This window comes from Priestia sp. D51 (assembly GCF_053345675.1).
In genome coordinates this window covers 867,051-886,363 of the sequence record NZ_JBLTIR010000001.1, presented here as the reverse complement: position 1 = coordinate 886,363, position 19,313 = coordinate 867,051, and the positions used below count along the sequence as shown (strand labels likewise).

The following is a 19,313-nucleotide window of genomic DNA, read 5'->3' as shown; positions in this document are numbered from 1 at the left end:
GTTTTATTTAAATATTTACACAGCCTTAATATGAACACAACATCTCGCTGGTAAACTAATGCACGACCCCTCAATAAAAAGGAGTTTTGATATGAGACGAAAATGGTGGTTTGTAAGCTCAATCACTTTTTGTTTATGCGGTATTTTTATGTTTATACATACGCAGGCAGCTTCTACTCAAGCAGAAAAAGTAGCCATTATTGCTCATCGAGGCGCATCAGGATATGAGCCAGAGCATACGATGCAATCTTATCTCACGGCCGTCCAGCAAAAAGCGGATTACATTGAACTTGATCTTCACATGTCTAAAGATCAGCAGCTTGTAGCCATTCATGACTACAAAGTTGACCGCACGACAAATGGAACAGGATATGTAAAACAGTATACAGTGAAGCAACTTCAGCGTTTGAACGCAGGAAAAGGTCCTAAAAAAGCGGTCATTCCAACTTTAGAAGAAATATTCCGTACGTTTGGCAATCGAACAAACTATTATATTGAAACAAAATCTCCTCATGAATATCCAGGTATGGAAAAAGAATTGTTAACGCTGATGGCTAAGTACAACATTCATACCAGTCACGTCATTGTACAATCATTTAGTCCTGAAAGCTTAAAAACCGTCCATCGATACCGACCTACTATGAAACTAATTCAACTGATTCGTTCCAAGCAAACCAATATGTTAACAGATCAGCAGTTCAGACAAATTAAAACATACGCGAACGGCATCGGTCCTAACGCAAGCACGCTGACAAAACCATATGTACAAAAAGCTCGCTCGTATGATTTAGACGTCCACCCGTATACAGTAAATGATGAAAAACAAATGAGAACACTTATCGAGTGGGGCGTAACCGGCATGTTTACTAATTACCCGGATCGTCTTTATAACGTGCTTCATAAAAAATAAACACTTGCCGCGGCAAGTGTTTATTCTTTATACATCTCTTCTATTCGCTCGCCACAAGTACAGGCTAATTAATGCTATGGCATAAAGCAAAGCCCAGCCAAACACCAAAAATTTATTTAATCCTTCGTTAATAAATTGAATGATTGCAGATACGGGCGGCAGTACATACAGCAGCAGTCCGCCTCCTTGATACGGAAATGAAACGCCTGCCGCTGCAAGCGTAATGATTAAAATAAATAGAGGTCCAAACCATGATAAGCTGCCTTCTCTTACAACATCTCTTGTAAAAACAAGACCTATGCTCATACCAAGCAAACTAAACGTCCAGTGAATAATAAACCCAAACACCATTTGCTTAGTGGATATATCCACTTCAAACATATCAAGCAGCACGGGATAGGCAATTGAAACCGCTGATAAAAATGTAAACAGCAGAACACAGCTAATAAGTTTGCTCGTAAAGTACTTATTCTTTTTCCCTACGTGAAGTTTTGTAATAACTTCTTGACTGGAATCTTCCGCGTGAAACAGCGACATTGTAAACCAAGTGGTTAGAAAAAAGAGGAAAAGCGCCGTATTAAAAAAGCTATCAAGCACCGGGTTCGGTCTATATGTATAGTTCATACACAGCGAAATAATATAAAGTGCAAGCGGCGGAATATATCGATACGATTTAATATATGTAATAAAATGATAGCGAATCAATGCACCCATCTTAAATTTCTTCCCTTTCCATATGATATAGCTTTACAACTTCACCTTGAACAGCAAGTAATTCTGCAAGAAACTCGTTTACATATTTTTTATCTATATAAAAAATCCAGTAGTTTCCGTGCTGTTCAATTTTCGTGCACTTTTCTTTTAATAAACGAAGTGGCTTATTAAGAATCACATTTGCCTCAATAACCGTTAAATGCTCAATGAGTTGAACGCGCTCATTTTTTAAAATGCGCTGTGACCCAATGGTGATAACACGATCTGCTACAGCATGTATGAGCCTTTCTTCATGACACGTAAATACAATGGTCATCCCTCGTTCTTTTAGCTTTGTAAAAATTCGTTCTACTTCTAGCTGAGCACGCGCATCTAATCCTGATAGAGGTTCATCAAGTAATAGCAGCTTAGAAGAACTCAGCAGTGCTTGCATCATGTTGACTTTTTGCTTCATTCCTTTTGAAAAAGAAACGATTTCTTCATGTCTAAACTCTACCATTTCGAAAGTTTCGAGCAGCTCTTCAATTCTAGAGCTGCGCTTTTTCTTAGACAATCCTTGAATTCGTCCCATGTGCTGCAAATAACCTACTAGGGTAAAACGCAGCTCCTGAGGAAATTGCTCTACCACAAATCCAGGCGTACCGGTTTCTTTATCAAGGTGAATTGTTCCTTTAGTCGGTTTAGATAATCCGCCAATTAGCTTTAAAAACGTACTTTTTCCCGCCCCGTTTTTTCCAACAATCGCAACAGTCTCTCCTTTATAAAGGGTCGTATGAATGTTTTCTAATACGGTATGTTTTTTGTATACTTTTGCAACATTTTTTAATTCAATCAGTTTTTCCATCCGCTGCCTCGCCTCTCCATAATCCTATATGTTAAATCATAGCATATTTATGGGGAATGTGCTTCCATCTCTATACGTTTCAGCTAAATTTTTCCCGTACAAAAAAGCCTTTGATATGGTCAAAGGCTTTTTATAGACAATACCATATGCTCTTCATCAATAAATTCACCATCTACTTGAAGAGCTCTTTTTTCATACGCATAAGAAGTAAAACCGAGGCTTTTGTATAGGGCTTTTGCCCCTTCATTTTTAGCAGCGACAGCTAGGTAGATTTGCAAAACATTCGTTTTGGAAAAAGCTTGTTCAACAGCGGCTTTTAACAGCTTCTTCCCAAGACCTTTCCCCCTTGCTTCAGGGGCTACGTACATGCCCCAAATATCTCCTTTATGCTGAACTTTTAAAGGCTTTTGCTGCTGAAACCCTACAATCCCTACAAGCTGGCTTTCCATAAAAGCTCCTACTACAAATTCTGATTGGCTGCTTGGAAAATAATTTCTGATATCAGCAATTTCTTTTTCATATTCTTCTTCATAACTTAAAATAAAACTTTCGGGATGATCTTTTAAAGCACGAAGACGGAGTTCAAAGTACACGTCAGCGTCTTCTTTTGCCAACAATCGTATATTCATCTTTTCACCTTAGTTTCTTATGTTTTAATTAGCTATTAAGGACTGTACACGCTAAATACTTCATTCCACCGATACAGCTCATAATAATTTCCAGGCAGGTCTAAATCTGAAATGAGTACCTTGTCATTTTTCGTATCTTTTACGCGTGTTAAAAGATTTGCTTGTTTTCGATTTGTACGAATCCACATCGTTTGATTCGTTGCTTTATGATAAACAGGCGCGTAATCGCCTAAGCCTTTTTGCGGAAATGTGAACTGACTTTGCTTATTGGTCTTTACATTCATGCTATATAAAAAAGGCAGCGGCCTCTTTTTTTCATCATTCGACCACCCTGCTTCGGGCACACGTGAAATGATGATGTTATCTTTTTCTGTCCAAGTGAAATCCCAATCTGCGAAGCCTTTTGGCGTAAACACATGTTCTTTAAAAACGGGCATCTCTTTTAAAGTGAACTTTTTATTTTCGGTGGCAAATCTTCCTTCTCCATTAATAAATGCCAGTACTTGCTCTTCATTACTCCACTTAAACCAATTGGGTACATTAAGCATATCTCCCACCACTTGAAAAGCTTTTCCTTCTTTTGTAATGATGCACAGCTTATTTGCATCTGCAGACATCGAAGCCGTTGGAATAGCGATAAAACTAATCCATTGACCGTTAGGAGACCATTTAAAGCTGCTTGTTGTATACGCAAAAAATGAATCATTCTCTGCTGGCAGCGTCGTAAAAGCCTCTACTTTTTTCACGTCTAACCCTGCATATTTGCTCACTGTATATAGCTTTACCGGTCCCCATCCCGTGGGCGCCAGCGCAGCAGCTGACGTAATTAAAAATCGATCTCCTTCCGGAAACCATGAAAACTGATCAACTCCTATGGCTACACGCTTCTTTTCATGCGTTTTAACGTTGTAATATACTAAGATTCCATTCGAAATATACGCAAGCTCCTCGGCAACCGGTGACCATTGATAATGAGTCACATCATGTTCAACAAGCAGCGGTTTTCCTTTTAACGGTGCAATCATTAAAGAATCATTTTCTGCATACGCAACTATATCTCCATGTGATGACCATTGAGGCATAGAGGCATGACGGGCATAGGATAACTGCCTTTCGGTACCGTTATCATATACCCATAGGTTTCCTTGCCGTATAAAACTGACCTTCACTGTATTGGCAGCATTTATTTGCATAGGGAACAACATAAGAAAAAGCAGACATAACGCTATTTTTTTCACCATGTTCACTCCTGTCTTTTTTTATAGCGTTACACAAATCTCCTCATCTCATCACATTTTTGAAAAAATAAAAAAGCGCAGCGGATAGCTGCGCTTTTTGTATATTATGATTTTGACTTAGATTTTGGTGATGGCTTTGTTTTAGCTTGTGCTGCATTATTAGCCGCATCTTTTTCTTTTAATAAACTCATACGTTTTTTCAAGTAGTAACCTTGTCCAATTCCGAATAAGTTACCAATTACCCAATATAGTGCAAGAGCAGATGGAAGTGAAATTCCCGCTACTAAGATGAAGATTGGCATAATGTTCATCATCATTTTCATTGGAGGTTGAATTTCATCCGTCATACTTACACGAATTTGTAAGAATGTCGTAATCGCTGCAACTACCGGTAAAATGAAGTAAGGATCTGGCTTTCCTAAACTTACCCATAAGAATGAATGCTGCGCAATTTCATGCGTTCGTGCAATGGCATTATAAAATGCGATAATAATAGGCATTTGAATAAAGATTGGCAAACATCCGCCAACCGGATTAATTTTATGCGTTTGGTAAAGCTGCATCATTTCTTTTTGCTGCTTTTGCTGTGTTTCCGGATCTTTTTTACCAGCATATTTCTTTTGAATCTTTTCCATCTCTGGACGAAGTGCTTGCATAGCCATCGTGCTCTTTTGCTGTTTTAAAATAAGTGGCAATAGAACTAAACGAATGATAATCGTTGCAATAATAATAGACAGACCATAGCTTCCGCCTGCCCACTCGGCAATTTTCGTTAATGCCATAGATAAAGGGTAAACAAAATAATGATCCCAGAATCCGCCACTTGTAGCCGTAACCGGTGTTTTTGTACTGCTACAGCCGGCTAGAGCTAAAAGAAGCGCTCCCATTAAACCAAGCAATAATAATTTTTTATTTCTTTTCATATTCTTTCCTCCTAATAATGACTAAATGTATGAAGTGTTTTTCAGAAGGAAAGGATCTTCTTCATCATTATTCTTCTCTTTAACTGGTGTTTTTCTATACACATGTATAAATACATTTCGTCTTTTCCATATCGTTAATACTGAAGGATCGATCCCTGCATTCACATGGTCAGTGACAGGTTCCGCATGAAAAGCCGTAAACCTAGCTTCACGAAGCATATAATAACAAAGGATGTATAAAACGAAAGCAGATAAATACGGCGCATATAGAAAAAGATCGTGATAAAATTCCATGTGCCAGCTCTCTTTCTGACTATAATAGTACAATCCAATATATGTAGTGTAGCATTTACGTTCCTGTTACACAACATCAACTTATCTCTTTGACTGTTCTACGTATTACTTTTTAAAAAGTTTCATATTTACGACACAAAATTTGCTCATCATAAAATATGATGAGCAAATCTAATCCCATTCTCTATTCTCGTATGCTTAGCGCTGGTTCTCAGTCTTCTTTTAGTTTCATGAACCACGTAACGCCGAATGCTACACCCACAGAAATAATCATACCGATGATATAGTGAATTAAATTGCTCATACCAAGCGGTGCGGCGATTGCCATCATTGGAATACCTGTGAGTCCGTAGGCGTTAGCTACTACGTGCATAAGTACCACGTAGCCTCCCCCCGCTGCTCCGCCTATAGCTGCAGCAATAAATGGCTTGCGAAGTCGTAAGTTGACCCCAAAAATAATCGGTTCTGTAATTCCTAAGAAGGAAGAAATAGCAGCTGGAATCGCAATTTTTTTCGTTTTGGCATTTTTCGTTTTAAAATAAACAGCCAGCCCTGCTCCTCCTTGCGCCACATTCGCACAGGCCCAAATAGGAAGTAAGAAGTTAACGCCAATCTTCGGATTAGCAAGCAGTCCTGCTTCAATAGCATGAAAACTATGCTGCAAGCCTGTTAATACAATGGTTGAATATAAGCCACCAAACAAAATTCCTGCAAACACTCCGGCTACATCGTATAGAGACTGAAGGCTAATGGAAATTAAATCTCCAATATAGCGACCGAAAGGACCAATAAACACAAGTGACACAAAGCCTGTAATAATAACAGTTAAAAAAGGCGTAACAAGTAAATCAACCGAATTCGGCACAATTTTCCGGAGTCCCTTTTCAATTTTGCTCATGACGTATATAGCCAATAAAATCGGAACGACCGTACCTTGATAGCCAATCAGCGGAATACTTAAGCCAAACAAATCCATATATTCTGGCTTAGCATCTGCTAATGTCCATGGATTTAATAACATCGGATGCGTCAAAATTCCTCCGATAACCGCTCCAAGATAAGGGTTTGAACCAAATTCTTTTGCAGCTGAAAACCCGATTAAAATCGGTAAAATGATAAATGCTGCGCCTGAGAACATGTCCAATAAAACAAATAACGCACTATCTTCTGAGACCCAGTGGAACGCTTTCATCATACCGAGCAATCCCATTAATAAACCGCTTGCTACAATGGCTGGAATAATCGGAACAAAAATATTGGAAAGCATGCGAGCAAAACGGGCAAATGGGTTCATCTTCTTCTTCATTTCTTCTTGGTGATCTACTGGGGCAGCAGCCTCTTCAGCGCCTAATTCTTTAACAAAAGCAGCGTGGATTTTATTAACGAGACCGGTTCCAAAAATGATTTGAAACTGTCCTGAATTTGAAAAAGCCCCTTTTACATCCTCTATTTCATCCAAACCTTTTTGATCGATTTTGCTTTCATCTCGAATAACGAGGCGCAAACGCGTAGCACAGTGCTGGGCACTAGCAATATTTTCTTTTCCTCCCAAAAGCGGAACAAGCTTTTTAGCAATTTCTTTTACGTCCATCTTACTTCCTCCTTGTTGTATGTCATAAAAAAAGCAAGACCTAAAACACGCTTATAAAAGACACACTTGTCCTTTATGCGCATTCTAGGTCTTGCCTGCTTTACCAGTCACAATCCCGATTATTCAATTAATACGCTTTCATTGTACTCAATGCAACAATATTCGTCAATGCTTTTTTCTATATTCTTTGCTCTATTCGGCAAATGTGAAGCGTGATGTAGCCTAACTCCGCTTCTGGAAAATTAATGTCGTACTCCTCTTTGACAAATTGCTTTATCGTTTCAGCACACTGATACGATTTTTTATATTTGACTTTTAATACGTCGAGCATCTCTTCATCCATCTCATGAAAAGGTTCATTTTGCGCTAAACGATTTAACGCAAAGCGCAAGTGAGTCAGCAGACGCTGATAGGACATGCTGTTTTCATCAATCTCCATATTCAGCTCTTTTTTTATAATCGTAACCATTTCATTAATAATCGTTGTATTCATCATGAGCTGCTGCATTCCTGGTGAATTCAGTTTCGCCGTATGAATATGAAGCGCAATATATCCCGCTTCATCGATCGGCATCGTGATGTCTAACCTCTTTTTGATATGCTGAAGAGCCCACACTCCTATTTCATACTCAGGCTGATAGAGTGATTTAATTTCATTAAGCAATTTATTTTGGATAGAAATTCCGCGGGCTATCCTTTCGACAGCAAAGGATAAATGATCGCTCAAAGCAATATGCACATGATGACTTAGCGTAGCAGAAAGCTGCTGCTCAGCATACGAAATGATTTCTTCCGCCACTTGAATATGCTCTTCAGGAAGATTTTTTAATAGTTCTTGAAACTTTTCCTGTTCTTCTTTCATGACAAAGACTTTCTCCACTTTTGCAGCATTAATAAGATCATTTTTACCTTTTTGAAAAGCGATGCCGGGACCCATCGCAATCTTTTCAACTCCGCCTTCCTTAAAGACAACGGCGTTGTTATTTAACACTTTTAAAATCTTCAAATGCGCTCTCCTTTCTTAAAGGAAAAGGCCTTGCTTATTACTTCATCGTTACTTTTGCACAAGCAGTTTCGCCTTTTTGAACCGTCCCTTGAGCCAAAATTTCGAAACTTTCACTTGCATCACTATTTGTAATAACAATTGGTGTGATAATGCTTTTCGCTTTTTCTTGAATAAGCGCTAAATCAAATGTAATAAGAGGTGTTCCTACACTTACTTTGTCACCTTGTGTTACGTGAGCTTCGAATCCTTCGCCTTCCATTGCCACTGTTTCAAGGCCGATATGTATTAATACTTCTGTACCGGCTTCTGTTTTTAAGCCTACCGCATGTTTTGTATGAAAAAGCTGAACGACTTCCCCAGCAACGGGTGAAACAACTTGTCCTTCTGAAGGTTCGATTGCAAAACCGTCTCCCATCATCTTCTGTGCGAACACTGGATCTGGCACTTCGCTGATTGGCAGGATATTACCTGAAAGCGGAGCTAGAACGGTTGTTTCTTTTGATTTTGTCTTATTACCAAATAATTTTTTAAACATCTCAATCACCCTTTTTTAGATTGTACTTGTAGCATACCCCAATGATTCTGCAGAAAAACTTCCCCTATCCTGATGGTACATTAACATGGTCATTATTTAACCATGCTTTTTTTATCTTGTAAATAAAAATGTATAAGCGCTTTTATAAGAAGCACGTTCCCTATGCTGCACTTTATGTAACCCTTTCTACATCTTCTGAAGGGTGGATATTGAATTTCAACCCTAAAAAAGAGGTTAAGACATAAACAAATGAATCCAATCTAAAGACGAATAACTCGTATACATGAGCCGAACCGCTTTTGACACCGCAGTTGATTTCCGTGCAAGACTTCGCTTTCCGCGGGCGGATGCTGAGCCTCCTCGTCGCATACGCTCCTGTGGGGTCTCACCTATTCCGCTTTTCCCGCAGGAGTCTTCGGCTTGCCCTCCCATCAACTGCTAGAAAGACTTACAAACATGAAACCTACGTTCACCGTAACAAAAAAAAACGAACCACTAATCAAACATCTTGATCAGTGGTTCGTTTTTCACTTCGCCTAAAATCCTTTTGTCCCAGCCTCTTGAGATTAGAACGTTGACGCAACTTCTTTTGCTTTTTCAGATGCTTTTGCTAGAATATTGTCTGCTTCTGCTGGCGTGTAAGCCATGCCTTCTGCAACAACCAGTTGGAAATCTTGAACACCAATGAATCCCATTACTGTACGTAAATAGCTTTGAGTAAATTCGAGCTCTGCCGCAGGGCCTTCTGAATACACGCCTCCACGAGCTTCTAGTAATACTACCTTTTTATCTGAAGCTAATCCTACTGGACCATTTTCAGTATATTTAAACGTTTTTCCTGCAATTAAAATGTTATCAATATATGCTTTCATTAGTGGAGGGAAGCTTAAGTTCCACATTGGAGCTGAGAAAATAACTTTGTCAGCTTGTAAAAACTGCTCTACTAATTCACCCATACGCGTTACTTTTTCTAACTCAACAGCTGATAATTCTTCACCAGCTCCAGCTTTTCCCCATGCTGCTAAAACATCTCCATCAATGAATGGAACTGTTTCTTTATACAGATCAAGCGTTGTCACTGTATCAGTCGGGTTTGCTGTTTTATACTCATCCAAGAAAACCTGTGCTAAACGAGTTGAAAATGATGCTTCATCAACCTGCGGATTTACTTTTACATATAATACATTTGCCATAAATGTCATCTCCTAAAAAGTGTCTATTATCATCAATTCGAGATATTACTAAACAAATTATCTTTAATTCGAGATTTATTATATAACGCCATTTTTTATGCGTCAACCCTTTCGCACAAAAAAACTCCGCAAGCGGAGTTTTATACACATTGAAATTCTCGAATTTGATTTACATCTACCCCAGCATACACCCAGAAAGATCCTGTCCAGCGATATCCTGCAACTGAGCGTCTGCCCACAAAGGTTGGGTAAAACCAGTAAGGTCGACCATTTCTCGGCCATATATAGGTATATCGGTATAAGCATCCTGAAATAGCGCCTGGATCAACAGCATAAAGCGATGGACCTCCTGAACCTAGCTTTGGTGCAGGTGTAAAACCTGGCGGCGGACTTGAAGGTGGCTGCGCTCCTCCCTGCGGCGGAAACCCTTGGCCCCCTCCTCCAGGTGGTGGCGGTGGAAAGCCTTGACCTCCTCCTCCAGGTGGTGGCGGCGGAAAGCCCTGACCTCCTCCTCCAGGTGGAAACGATGGAAAGCCTTGGCCTCCTCCAGGTGGAAACAAATTTTGAAAACGTGGATCGTATTGATATGGATACATACGCACTCCCCCTTTATAATGCTTGCTACGTTACAATATGCATCATAATGAAGATAGGTGAATGTCTACTTTTACCTTCTATAGACTAATGGAACGATGTCAAACTTGGTGAGCTTAAAGGAGGCTTACCCGAAGAAATAATAAATCCAACACGGAAACTACTTGCGTGTTGGATCTGCTTGCGGAAAATATTTTTCAATAAAATTATACAGCCAAAATACGGTAATCAAAATAGGCGCTATCAGAAAAGGATGTTGAACCCACATTTTCACCAGTACCTTTTCAAATGACGGAATCGATTTTAACACTTGAAATAACGAGCTTCCGCTAAAAATAACGCTCGTTCCTATCAATAAAAAAGACAGCGAGTTAAATTGATCTATCCACATACTCATAGAGATATAAAAACTAACACCGGTTCCTATGCCCCCCATTATTCCGCTTAAAATACTTTTTACCGAAAAAGGAATCCCCACAAACCATCCGGCTCCTAGTCCTGCACACCCTGCTAAAATGCTAGAAAAAAGCAGCGGCTGCTCAAGCCAGAGACATGCATTCACTCCAACCACTAAGGTAACATGTATTCCTACGTGAAGGGAAATTCTTTTGCCAACAGGCTCTGAAACATAATGATGGTAGCGCCCGATATAAAAAATTGTCCACCATAATAATAAAAATGCTGTCAAACTTGCCCCTATAATCATAAACACACCTCTCTACGTTATGATTCTATTAATCTCTATCTATTATTTTCCTAATATCCTGTGTCTCTTATTCGGTAATCTACCCTATGCCTTCCATACGTTCATCAGTAAGAAAGTAGACTATGACTGTTTACTTGTAGGGAGCTAAGAAGTTGAATGTCTGCATGTAGAAAAAGATAGTGTAGAACACTTTCTCTTACCTTTACTATTATTCATATGTATAGCTTGCTAGATTTAGTCCTTGCAGTTTAGAATTTTTCAGTCGTTCATATGAAACTATTTGCCCCTTTCTTTCGTTATATATATACATGTTTCTTTATCTTTTCACGTGCAAAAAAAGATAAATTCCTATAATATGTTTTCATATTAACCTTTAAGGAGATAAAGAAGATGAATTGAATAAATCCTTACAAATAGAGTTTTTAGAAAAAAGAAATTGTTATCATTTCTCCTATTTATGTTATAGAATAATTCATGTATAATAAAAGGCTGTATGGTAACGCAGCTTGCGACATATCTTTTCTTACTTTTAGCAAGTCTATATTCAAAGCAAAAACTGCAAAGCGGGGTTAGTGCGACTCTTCATTAATCGACTTTGCATTAAAAACCAGCATTTTTCTTTTATCATAAAGAAAGAATGAGATTTAATAGTGACAGGTGAATAATATGGGTGAAAATCAAAGAAATGTTAGTAGATTTGACTGGAACTTGGCTTTCCTAATCTTCCTATTGTTTTGCGTAAGCGTTGTGGCAATCCATAGTGCTGAAAAAATTGGGCAGTATGATAAGAACTTCGTAGCGCAACAAGTTGTTTTTTATATTATTGGAATGGTGATTATAGGATTTGTCATGCGTTTTGACTCCGATCAGCTTCAAAAGCTAACGTGGGTTTTTTATGGATTTGGGAACTTTTTATTGCTTCTTTTACTAGTGGCTCCTTCAAGTATTGCCAGAGAAATTAACGGGGCAAAAAGTTGGTTCACACTTCCCGGCTTCTCGTTGCAGCCATCAGAGTTTATGAAAGTGTTTTTGATTATCACACTGAGTACGGTCATTGTTAAACACAATGAAAAATATCGTATCCGAACAGTAAGAGAAGACTTTTTACTGCTTGGTAAACTAGGCGCTGTACTTGCTTTACCTTTATTGTTAATCATGCAGCAGCCTGACTTAGGTACCGCTCTTGTGTTCTTAGCAATCACAGTTGGACTTGTATTTGTTTCAGGCGTAAGCTGGAAAATCATCGCGCCTGCATTTTTAGGTATTACAGCGGTTGGTTCTGTTATTTTGGGACTTGTTGTTTATGCACCTAACTTATTAGAAAAGTATCTAGGGGTTAAGCAATACCAATTTGGACGTATTTATTCTTGGCTTGATCCTGAGTCGTATAGTTCGGGAGAGGGCTATCATTTAAAGAAATCGTTAGATGCGATTGGGTCAGGAATGGTAAACGGTAAAGGGATCGGAAATGGAGTTGTCTATTTGCCAGAAGGACAGACCGACTTTATTTTTGCGGTTATTGGAGAAGAGTTTGGCTTTATAGGCGCCAGCATTGTTATTAGTCTTTTCTTCGTACTCGTTTATTACTTGATCAAGCTAGGGCTTGAAACAAAAAATGAATTCAATTCTTACTTATGTGTAGGCGTTATTTCAATGCTTACGTTCCACGTATTTCAAAATATCGGTATGACCATTCAAGTCTTGCCTATTACCGGAATTCCACTTCCTTTTATTTCATATGGAGGTAGTTCACTGATGGGGAACATGTTTGCAATGGGTCTGATGTTTGGAATCTCATGGCATCACAAACGCTATATGTTTGGAAATGATTAAAGAGAGACAATGGTCTCTCTTTTTTCTTTTATCTCCCTATTAAGCATGCTACAATAAAGAAAACGCTTTCAAAATCTGTTTTAAAAGGAGTAGATATGCATGCTTGATTACCAATATCGGCGCAAAGCCTATGCTATTTTGTTAAAACAGACATCCGCACCTTCATCTACAACTTCTTTTTCCACCTGGCTCATACAGCTACTAAAACGAAACAAGTAAAAAAGGTGTGCTACTGCACACCTTTTATTTGTTCGACAGCGACGTTAAGCCAATCTGCCTAACGATTTTTTTACTCTCTTCATTTAATCCTTTTACAATAACCTTTTTATTCAATCGCTCGTACTTATCGATAATTTTCGAGATGCCAATCACGGCCGATTGATCCCATATATGAGAAGAACTAAAATCAATAATGATGGTATCTGGGTCTGTTTCATACTGAAATTCATCCATAAAGAAACTGATGGTAGCAAAAAATAATTGCCCTGAAACTCTGTATTGCTTCGTATTACCTTCTGTTTGTGAAGTTGTTTTGAATTTAGCCATCTTCCAGCCAAATACAATCGTACTTAAAACAATACCTACCATTACTCCTAATGCTAAGTTATGTGTAAACAATACGATAACCACCGTAACAACCATTACAATGGCATCCGATAGCGGATATTTCGTTAAGTCTTTAAGGGACTGCCAATCAAATGTACCGGCAGCTACCATAAACATAACGCCTACAAGAGCAGCCATTGGAATTTGTTTAACAACATCGCCAAGCACCATAATTAAGAACAATAAAAAGACTCCGGCGACTAAGGTAGATAACCTTCCACGTCCCCCTGATTTTACATTAATCATAGATTGTCCAATCATGGCACAGCCAGCCATTCCTCCAAAGAAACCTGTTACAATATTAGCAATGCCTTGACCGCGCGCTTCTTTATTTTTATTCGAAGGCGTATCTGTAATTTCGTCCAGTACCGTTGCCGTTAGCATAGATTCAAGTAGGCCTACAATCGCCAAAGGAAGCGAATAAGGTAAAATGATGAGCAGTGTCTCCACTGATAAATCAACCTTTGGAAAGTGAAGAACCGGCAATGAACGCGTAATATTCCCCATATCTCCTACCGTTTTTAAATCTAAATGAAAGACAATCGCTACAATCGTCATCAAGACAATCGCAACAAGCGGAGATGGTATTGCCTTGGTCATGAGCGGAAATAAATAGACGATGAGCAGCGTTCCGGCTACCATGGCGTACATCATCCAATTTGCTCCTTCAAAATGCGGAAGCTGTGCGGTAAAAATCAAAATACCGAGCGCATTTACAAAGCCAATCATCACTGTTTGAGGAAGAAACGATAAAAACCTTCCTACTTTCAAAACACCAAGTAAAATTTGAATAATTCCGGTTAAAACAGTAGCTGCAAATAAATACTCAATGCCGTGATCTTTGACTAAGTTAATCATCAATAAAGACATTGCTCCTGTTGCAGCTGAAATCATAGCTGGTCTTCCACCTGTAAAAGCAATCACAATTGCCATACAAAAAGATGCATACAGACCAACCATAGGATCGACACCGGCGATAATGGAAAAAGCAAGGGCTTCTGGAATAAGCGCAAGAGCAACTGTCATCCCTGACAAAATGTCTGCTCGAACATTTGAAAACCACTGCTGCTTAATACTTGCCATCATGATGGTTTATCACCTCTTATGAATTTTTTATACGATTTTCGACTTTCACGAAAATCAAGGCCGTTTTTAACGTATCAAATCGTACCATACAATTTCCTATTTGGAAACAATTAATTTTCGCAAATAAAAAGACGAGAAGCTTGATTGCTTCTCGTCTTTTTATTTGTTACGCGGCAGCATTTCGCTTCCATTCAGCAAATAAATGAAATTATGTTCATTCATTAATTGCTGCTTCAAGCGCAACAACAATCATATCGTTGAACGTCGTTTGACGTTCTTCTGACGTTGTTTCTTCACCAGTGAAGATGTGATCACTTACTGTTAAAACCGACAAAGCATTACGGCCGTATTTAGCGGCTAGCGTATACAGAGCCGTCGTTTCCATTTCAACTGCCAATACGCCGTGAGCTGCTAATTTTTCTAGCTGGCCGTCTTCATTGTAAAATTGATCAGATGTAAATACACTTCCTACTTTTAACTGAAGGCCTTTTTCAACACCTGCATCATAAGCGCGCTTTAATAAATCAAAGTTAGCTGTCGGTGCATAGTCAATAGGACCAAATTTAACGCGGTTCATTTGTGAATCACTTGACGAAGACATGGCTAAAATAACGTCACGTACTTTTACATCTTTTTGGATTGCTCCGCATGTACCCACGCGAATTAGGTTTTGAACACCATATTCATTCATTAGTTCATTTACATAAATAGCAATCGATGGTACACCCATTCCCGTTCCTTGAACAGAAACGCGCTTTCCTTTATATGTTCCTGTAAATCCAAGCATACCGCGCACTTCGTTATAGCAAGTTACGTCTTCTAAAAACGTTTCTGCAATGTATTTTGCACGAAGTGGATCACCTGGAAGTAAAATCGTTTCTGCAATATCACCTTGTTTTGCCCCAATATGTACGCTCATTTCGTACCTCCTATATGTAAAAAATCTTACGCTTTCACTATACCATATTGTATCCCTTGCATGTCTATTTACTTCTAAAATTATGCGTCAAAAATAAAAAGACATACTGCCCAAAAAATGGCGTAGTATGTCTTTTTATATAAGGGTACGCTAATAGCGCAAGGGATTTACTAACTTTAGCTGAGGTGATATGTATGGGGAAAAAACATCGCAACCGAATTAATTCGCCTAAAAAGAATAATCACATTCCAAAAGAAGCAATTATAGCAGAACATGAAGCCCATGGAGATGAATATTCAGCAACAAACCGAAAAAATGGCCCTGGTCATCATACTCGTGATTACTAAGAGTCAACATATAAATAAAAAGCGGCCAGATAGGTCGCTTTTACCTTATGTTTAACGTACATGCAGGCGATTCACTTTTTGCCATCCGTCTGTCCATAGCTTGTAGTAATATTTCCCTCGAGTACCTTCATCAATTAACAAAATATCGCCTGTGCTAATAAATCTCGCATCACAATCTTTTGGCAAATTATCAGCAATATTAAACATCTGAAATACTTGTGTTGCAGCGTCTTGATGATCGAATGCTGTAATCGTTAGACGATGGACAGGCTTATATCCGCGCTTTTCGCCTTTTTCTTCTGTTTGCATAATGGTTACATCATATTCTGTGCTAATATTAAATTGTTTTTTTATTGTGGTCCACACACTCAACATTCTTCCCTCCACCCAAAAGCAAGTATTTACTCTTTTACGTCATGTATTCTTATATAATTAGTGATAAAATCCGAAAACCCTTTATCGAATCAAAACGTTTTTTGTCGAAATTACTAGTTTTTTCTTATTAAACATGTACATAAAATATTTGTTTCCCATTTTATCATTAGTTGTTTTTGAATGGATGAATCAATAGGCCTACTTAAACAAAATGAAATATTAACGAAAAAAATGTAACCATTGCTCCTATTTTTGGTTATATAGGCGCTTAGAAAGGAGGTAGACTCCTAATGACCAAGCAAGTCCTACACAATATCCTGCTAGTATATCCGTTAAAAAGTGTACGCCTAAATACAAACGGCTAAATCCAATTAATAAAATAATAATAGCAATTACGCATGCAGCTGCCGTTTTAATAGCCCTGCTTCTTGTATACATCCATATTAACAAAAGCACTCCGCTGTAAAACGCCATTGAGTTCATGGCATGTCCGCTCGGAAAACTATAGTGAGAGGCGGGAACGACTTGACTCCAATCAGGTCTTGGTCTTGCAAAAATCTCCTTCAATCCCCAATTTAAAGCGCGAACTCCCCAAAAAACAAGCGTGATATATAAAGCGAGCAATCCTTTTCGTTTATAAAGAAGAAGTACTATAATGGCAAACCATATTGGCGCAGTGACATACCAAGATCCTACAGTTGTTATAAATATGATGATGGGTGTTAACGTATCCGTCCTCCATCCTTCAATGGTATGAAGTACATTAAAGTCAAGCTGTTTCACCCAAGGTGTATTAAACGTAAATAAAATGAGTAAAAAGAAAGCTAAAAGCGATACAATAAATAGAGAATATTTTGTAGTGCGATTTACCATTTTTTATTTCCTCCAACCTATTAAAAGAAAAAGCATGTAGCGTGCTACATGCTTTACTTATTCACACGTTTTGGCTGAATATAGTCTTCCGGCTTGGGAGCTTGATGAACGACAAATTCAGCCGAAAATTCCTCTTTTGCATTTATTTTTTTCGTTTGTTTTGATTGCGGCATATACCTCTCTCCTTTCTTTTTACTGTCTTTAATATACGAAAAATAAAGGAGAGCTATGCACGTTAGCTATAGCGTGAAATAATATTGGTTAATCTATTTTTTAACTGAGGAATTTCTTTTTCAGAAACATGAACGAGCGACTCATCTGCATCCAGCATTTCAGATAAAAACCCGCCAAGTCCTCTGGCCCGTCGATCTACTTCTATAAATAAATCGTAGTCATGTAAGCCGCTCGGCTGCACGATGATTTCAATTTCATCTACTTTCCCAGCGTACACTCCACCGCTTGGAACAAATTCAAATTCTTGAACAAAAGGAAGTCTTTTTCTCATCCTGCGAGGAGCTTCTTCGCACTCGACTTGGCGCAAGCGAAAGCCAAGCTGTTCCATCGCTTCAATTGTGCTTGTTACCATAAGGTTAGGGAGCACTTTTACATGATCAATATCCGACGGATCAACCGCATCTTTAATATCGAGGCTCGTCGCCACCCACACTCGGGTTCTCCCTAATGTAACAGGCGTATCATCAGGTAGCTGAAAGGTAAAAGGAATAGACTTGGTTTCAGATGGTTGGATCGTAAACGGGTCGTTAATCTTAAACGTATTAAGTTCAATGTCCTGCTTGTATTTTTTATCGTCTCTTTCTTTTACATAGGTTGTGAATAGACGCAGATAGATACTGTCAATTTTCTGCTCAACATTTCCGCCGTACACTTCAACAATCCCTTCAATCGTTTCACCAGCACGAAATTCATCATTGACAAGCTTAGCATCCACTCGCGCTGCACCAATTCCAATGCGGGCTAACGCTTTATTAAATAGCGCCATGCTTTTCCCTCCCCGAGTTCTTACTATTTATATAGTCATAAATGTCTTTTTGTAAACTTTTAATACTTTCATACGCTTCATCTGCTCTCAGCATTTTTTGAATGATGGTTTTAATGGGCGCCGACAAGCTTAGCTCTTGTTCCCAGCTTTTTTCTTGTTTATCCGTCGGCTCATAACCAGAATACAATAAAAATAAAAGAAAATGACCAAGCGCATAGATATCGCTTGCAACCGATGTTTGTCTCATAAACTGCTGTTCTTCTATAAGGCTGCTTGTTTCTTCATGAGCTCCCAAAAATCTTGCAAGACCAAAGTCAATAACATAAATGGTCCCGTTAACATCAATAATGTTTGGAATACGAAGATCACGGTGAACGATTCCTTGCTCATGAATAACGGAAACTACTTTTAGAATATCAAGTAAAATGTCAAGCGCTTTTTCTTCTGTATATACGCGCTTCTCTTCAAAAATTAAATCTTCAAACGTTTTTCCTTGAATCAACTCCATCACTAGAAAACACCCTTCATCTATTTCAACAGCTTCATACAGCGAAGGAATTTGAGGATGATCTAGTTGAGACAGCAGTTTTGCTTCATAATGAAAAGACTTCAGCCCCTGAGGCGTGCGCTGCTTCGTTTTGCGGAGTTGCTTTATTACTACCTCTTTTTGTTGCACAATGTCACTAGCAACATATGTTATACCATAGCTCCCCATTCCCAGTACATTTATGATTTCATAGCACTCACAAATGACTGTTCCTTTTTTAAAAGGACGGTCAACTAGCCAGCGATGAAAGTGTTTGAACATTCGATTTTTCATTCCAAATCAACTTGAGAAAAAGCTTGAGAAGAAGCTTCCGCTTTTGCGTTTACGCTTGTAATGGTGATGACCATATTTTGAATGACTGTGGCTGTCATAATATTTGCTTCGTTTATAATCGCTACTGCTGCTATGGTGACGCGGACGTCTGTGATGATGATCACTGCTGCTGTAGTGGCGTGGACGTCGGTAGTGTCGATCACTGCTGCTGTAGCGGCGATGTTTAGATCCAGTTAATGATTCAAATATTTTTCTGAACATAAAGAAAACCTCTTTT

Annotated in this window: 23 protein-coding genes; 3 read left to right on the top strand and 20 right to left on the bottom strand. The window is 38.6% G+C overall.

The window, feature by feature from the left end:
- Window positions 1–91 precede the first annotated feature (91 nt).
- Window positions 92–910 (top strand): glycerophosphodiester phosphodiesterase family protein, encoded by an 819-nt coding sequence (locus tag ACNHOZ_RS04600; RefSeq protein WP_048019900.1) that lies wholly within the window; start codon window positions 92–94, stop codon window positions 908–910.
- 27 nt (window positions 911–937) lie between these two features.
- Here the strand turns inward: ACNHOZ_RS04600 and ACNHOZ_RS04595 are convergent, their stop codons facing one another.
- From ACNHOZ_RS04595 to ACNHOZ_RS04535, 13 genes are all read right to left on the bottom strand, one after another.
- Window positions 938–1,624: a hypothetical protein gene (locus ACNHOZ_RS04595; RefSeq protein ID WP_028415100.1), complete on the bottom strand. Its 687-nt coding sequence runs from the start codon at window positions 1,622–1,624 to the stop codon at window positions 938–940.
- 1 nt (window position 1,625) lies between these two features.
- Window positions 1,626–2,468, bottom strand: coding sequence for an ATP-binding cassette domain-containing protein (locus ACNHOZ_RS04590; protein WP_028415101.1), 843 nt, complete (start codon window positions 2,466–2,468; stop codon window positions 1,626–1,628).
- Window positions 2,469–2,587: 119 nt separating this feature from the next.
- Complete coding sequence (locus ACNHOZ_RS04585) at window positions 2,588–3,097, bottom strand: GNAT family N-acetyltransferase (protein WP_033579864.1); 510 nt, start codon at window positions 3,095–3,097, stop codon at window positions 2,588–2,590.
- A 35-nt stretch (window positions 3,098–3,132) separates the two neighbouring features.
- Entirely contained in the window at window positions 3,133–4,338 is a 1,206-nt protein-coding gene (locus ACNHOZ_RS04580; RefSeq protein ID WP_034328202.1) for a TolB family protein, read from the bottom strand.
- Window positions 4,339–4,439: 101 nt separating this feature from the next.
- The gene (yidC, locus tag ACNHOZ_RS04575) at window positions 4,440–5,258 is read right to left on the bottom strand and encodes a membrane protein insertase YidC (RefSeq protein ID WP_048019899.1); all 819 of its coding nucleotides are present in this window, start codon (window positions 5,256–5,258) and stop codon (window positions 4,440–4,442) included.
- Window positions 5,259–5,279: 21 nt separating this feature from the next.
- Window positions 5,280–5,552 (bottom strand): hypothetical protein, encoded by a 273-nt coding sequence (locus ACNHOZ_RS04570; protein ID WP_013058702.1) that lies wholly within the window; start codon window positions 5,550–5,552, stop codon window positions 5,280–5,282.
- 211 nt (window positions 5,553–5,763) lie between these two features.
- Window positions 5,764–7,143: a sucrose-specific PTS transporter subunit IIBC gene (locus ACNHOZ_RS04565; protein WP_028415103.1), complete on the bottom strand. Its 1,380-nt coding sequence runs from the start codon at window positions 7,141–7,143 to the stop codon at window positions 5,764–5,766.
- A 178-nt stretch (window positions 7,144–7,321) separates the two neighbouring features.
- A complete protein-coding gene (locus ACNHOZ_RS04560) occupies window positions 7,322–8,149 on the bottom strand; it encodes a PRD domain-containing protein (protein ID WP_048019898.1) in 828 nt (275 codons plus the stop codon).
- 37 nt (window positions 8,150–8,186) lie between these two features.
- Window positions 8,187–8,684 carry a PTS sugar transporter subunit IIA gene (locus ACNHOZ_RS04555; protein WP_028415105.1) on the bottom strand — a complete coding sequence of 166 codons (498 nt, stop codon included), beginning with the start codon at window positions 8,682–8,684 and terminating at the stop codon, window positions 8,187–8,189.
- Between the two features lie 234 nt (window positions 8,685–8,918).
- The gene (locus ACNHOZ_RS04550; RefSeq protein ID WP_372452798.1) at window positions 8,919–9,116 is read right to left on the bottom strand and encodes a hypothetical protein; all 198 of its coding nucleotides are present in this window, start codon (window positions 9,114–9,116) and stop codon (window positions 8,919–8,921) included.
- A 134-nt stretch (window positions 9,117–9,250) separates the two neighbouring features.
- Window positions 9,251–9,877, bottom strand: coding sequence for an FMN-dependent NADH-azoreductase (locus ACNHOZ_RS04545; RefSeq protein WP_014458563.1), 627 nt, complete (start codon window positions 9,875–9,877; stop codon window positions 9,251–9,253).
- 140 nt (window positions 9,878–10,017) lie between these two features.
- The gene (locus ACNHOZ_RS04540; RefSeq protein ID WP_014458562.1) at window positions 10,018–10,473 is read right to left on the bottom strand and encodes a hypothetical protein; all 456 of its coding nucleotides are present in this window, start codon (window positions 10,471–10,473) and stop codon (window positions 10,018–10,020) included.
- A 158-nt stretch (window positions 10,474–10,631) separates the two neighbouring features.
- Window positions 10,632–11,177: a hypothetical protein gene (locus ACNHOZ_RS04535; RefSeq protein ID WP_048019897.1), complete on the bottom strand. Its 546-nt coding sequence runs from the start codon at window positions 11,175–11,177 to the stop codon at window positions 10,632–10,634.
- 666 nt (window positions 11,178–11,843) lie between these two features.
- Between ACNHOZ_RS04535 and ACNHOZ_RS04530 the strand changes: the two genes are divergently transcribed.
- Window positions 11,844–13,010, top strand: coding sequence for an FtsW/RodA/SpoVE family cell cycle protein (locus ACNHOZ_RS04530; protein WP_014458560.1), 1,167 nt, complete (start codon window positions 11,844–11,846; stop codon window positions 13,008–13,010).
- 243 nt (window positions 13,011–13,253) lie between these two features.
- Here ACNHOZ_RS04530 and ACNHOZ_RS04525 read toward each other — a convergent pair whose 3' ends face one another.
- Window positions 13,254–14,702 carry a SulP family inorganic anion transporter gene (locus tag ACNHOZ_RS04525; protein WP_447697048.1) on the bottom strand — a complete coding sequence of 483 codons (1,449 nt, stop codon included), beginning with the start codon at window positions 14,700–14,702 and terminating at the stop codon, window positions 13,254–13,256.
- A gap of 214 nt (window positions 14,703–14,916) precedes the next feature.
- The gene (gene deoD, locus ACNHOZ_RS04520; RefSeq protein ID WP_013058711.1) at window positions 14,917–15,621 is read right to left on the bottom strand and encodes a purine-nucleoside phosphorylase; all 705 of its coding nucleotides are present in this window, start codon (window positions 15,619–15,621) and stop codon (window positions 14,917–14,919) included.
- A gap of 194 nt (window positions 15,622–15,815) precedes the next feature.
- On the opposite strand from deoD, the gene ACNHOZ_RS04515 reads away from it, so the two are divergent.
- Complete coding sequence (locus ACNHOZ_RS04515; protein WP_013058712.1) at window positions 15,816–15,968, top strand: hypothetical protein; 153 nt, start codon at window positions 15,816–15,818, stop codon at window positions 15,966–15,968.
- Window positions 15,969–16,019: 51 nt separating this feature from the next.
- Here the strand turns inward: ACNHOZ_RS04515 and ACNHOZ_RS04510 are convergent, their stop codons facing one another.
- The 5 genes from ACNHOZ_RS04510 to ACNHOZ_RS04490 all read right to left on the bottom strand — a co-directional run bounded on the left by ACNHOZ_RS04510 (window position 16,020) and on the right by ACNHOZ_RS04490 (window position 19,297).
- Window positions 16,020–16,343 (bottom strand): hypothetical protein, encoded by a 324-nt coding sequence (locus ACNHOZ_RS04510; RefSeq protein WP_013058713.1) that lies wholly within the window; start codon window positions 16,341–16,343, stop codon window positions 16,020–16,022.
- Window positions 16,344–16,589: 246 nt separating this feature from the next.
- Entirely contained in the window at window positions 16,590–17,216 is a 627-nt protein-coding gene (locus ACNHOZ_RS04505; protein ID WP_048019895.1) for a phosphatase PAP2 family protein, read from the bottom strand.
- A 235-nt stretch (window positions 17,217–17,451) separates the two neighbouring features.
- Window positions 17,452–18,216, bottom strand: coding sequence for a sporulation protein (locus ACNHOZ_RS04500; protein WP_255903333.1), 765 nt, complete (start codon window positions 18,214–18,216; stop codon window positions 17,452–17,454).
- A complete protein-coding gene (locus ACNHOZ_RS04495; protein ID WP_048019893.1) occupies window positions 18,203–19,036 on the bottom strand; it encodes a serine/threonine protein kinase in 834 nt (277 codons plus the stop codon). Before ACNHOZ_RS04495 ends, ACNHOZ_RS04500 begins: the two co-directional genes overlap by 14 nt.
- 6 nt (window positions 19,037–19,042) lie before the next feature.
- Complete coding sequence (locus ACNHOZ_RS04490) at window positions 19,043–19,297, bottom strand: hypothetical protein (protein ID WP_080754470.1); 255 nt, start codon at window positions 19,295–19,297, stop codon at window positions 19,043–19,045.
- Window positions 19,298–19,313: the final 16 nt, after the last annotated feature.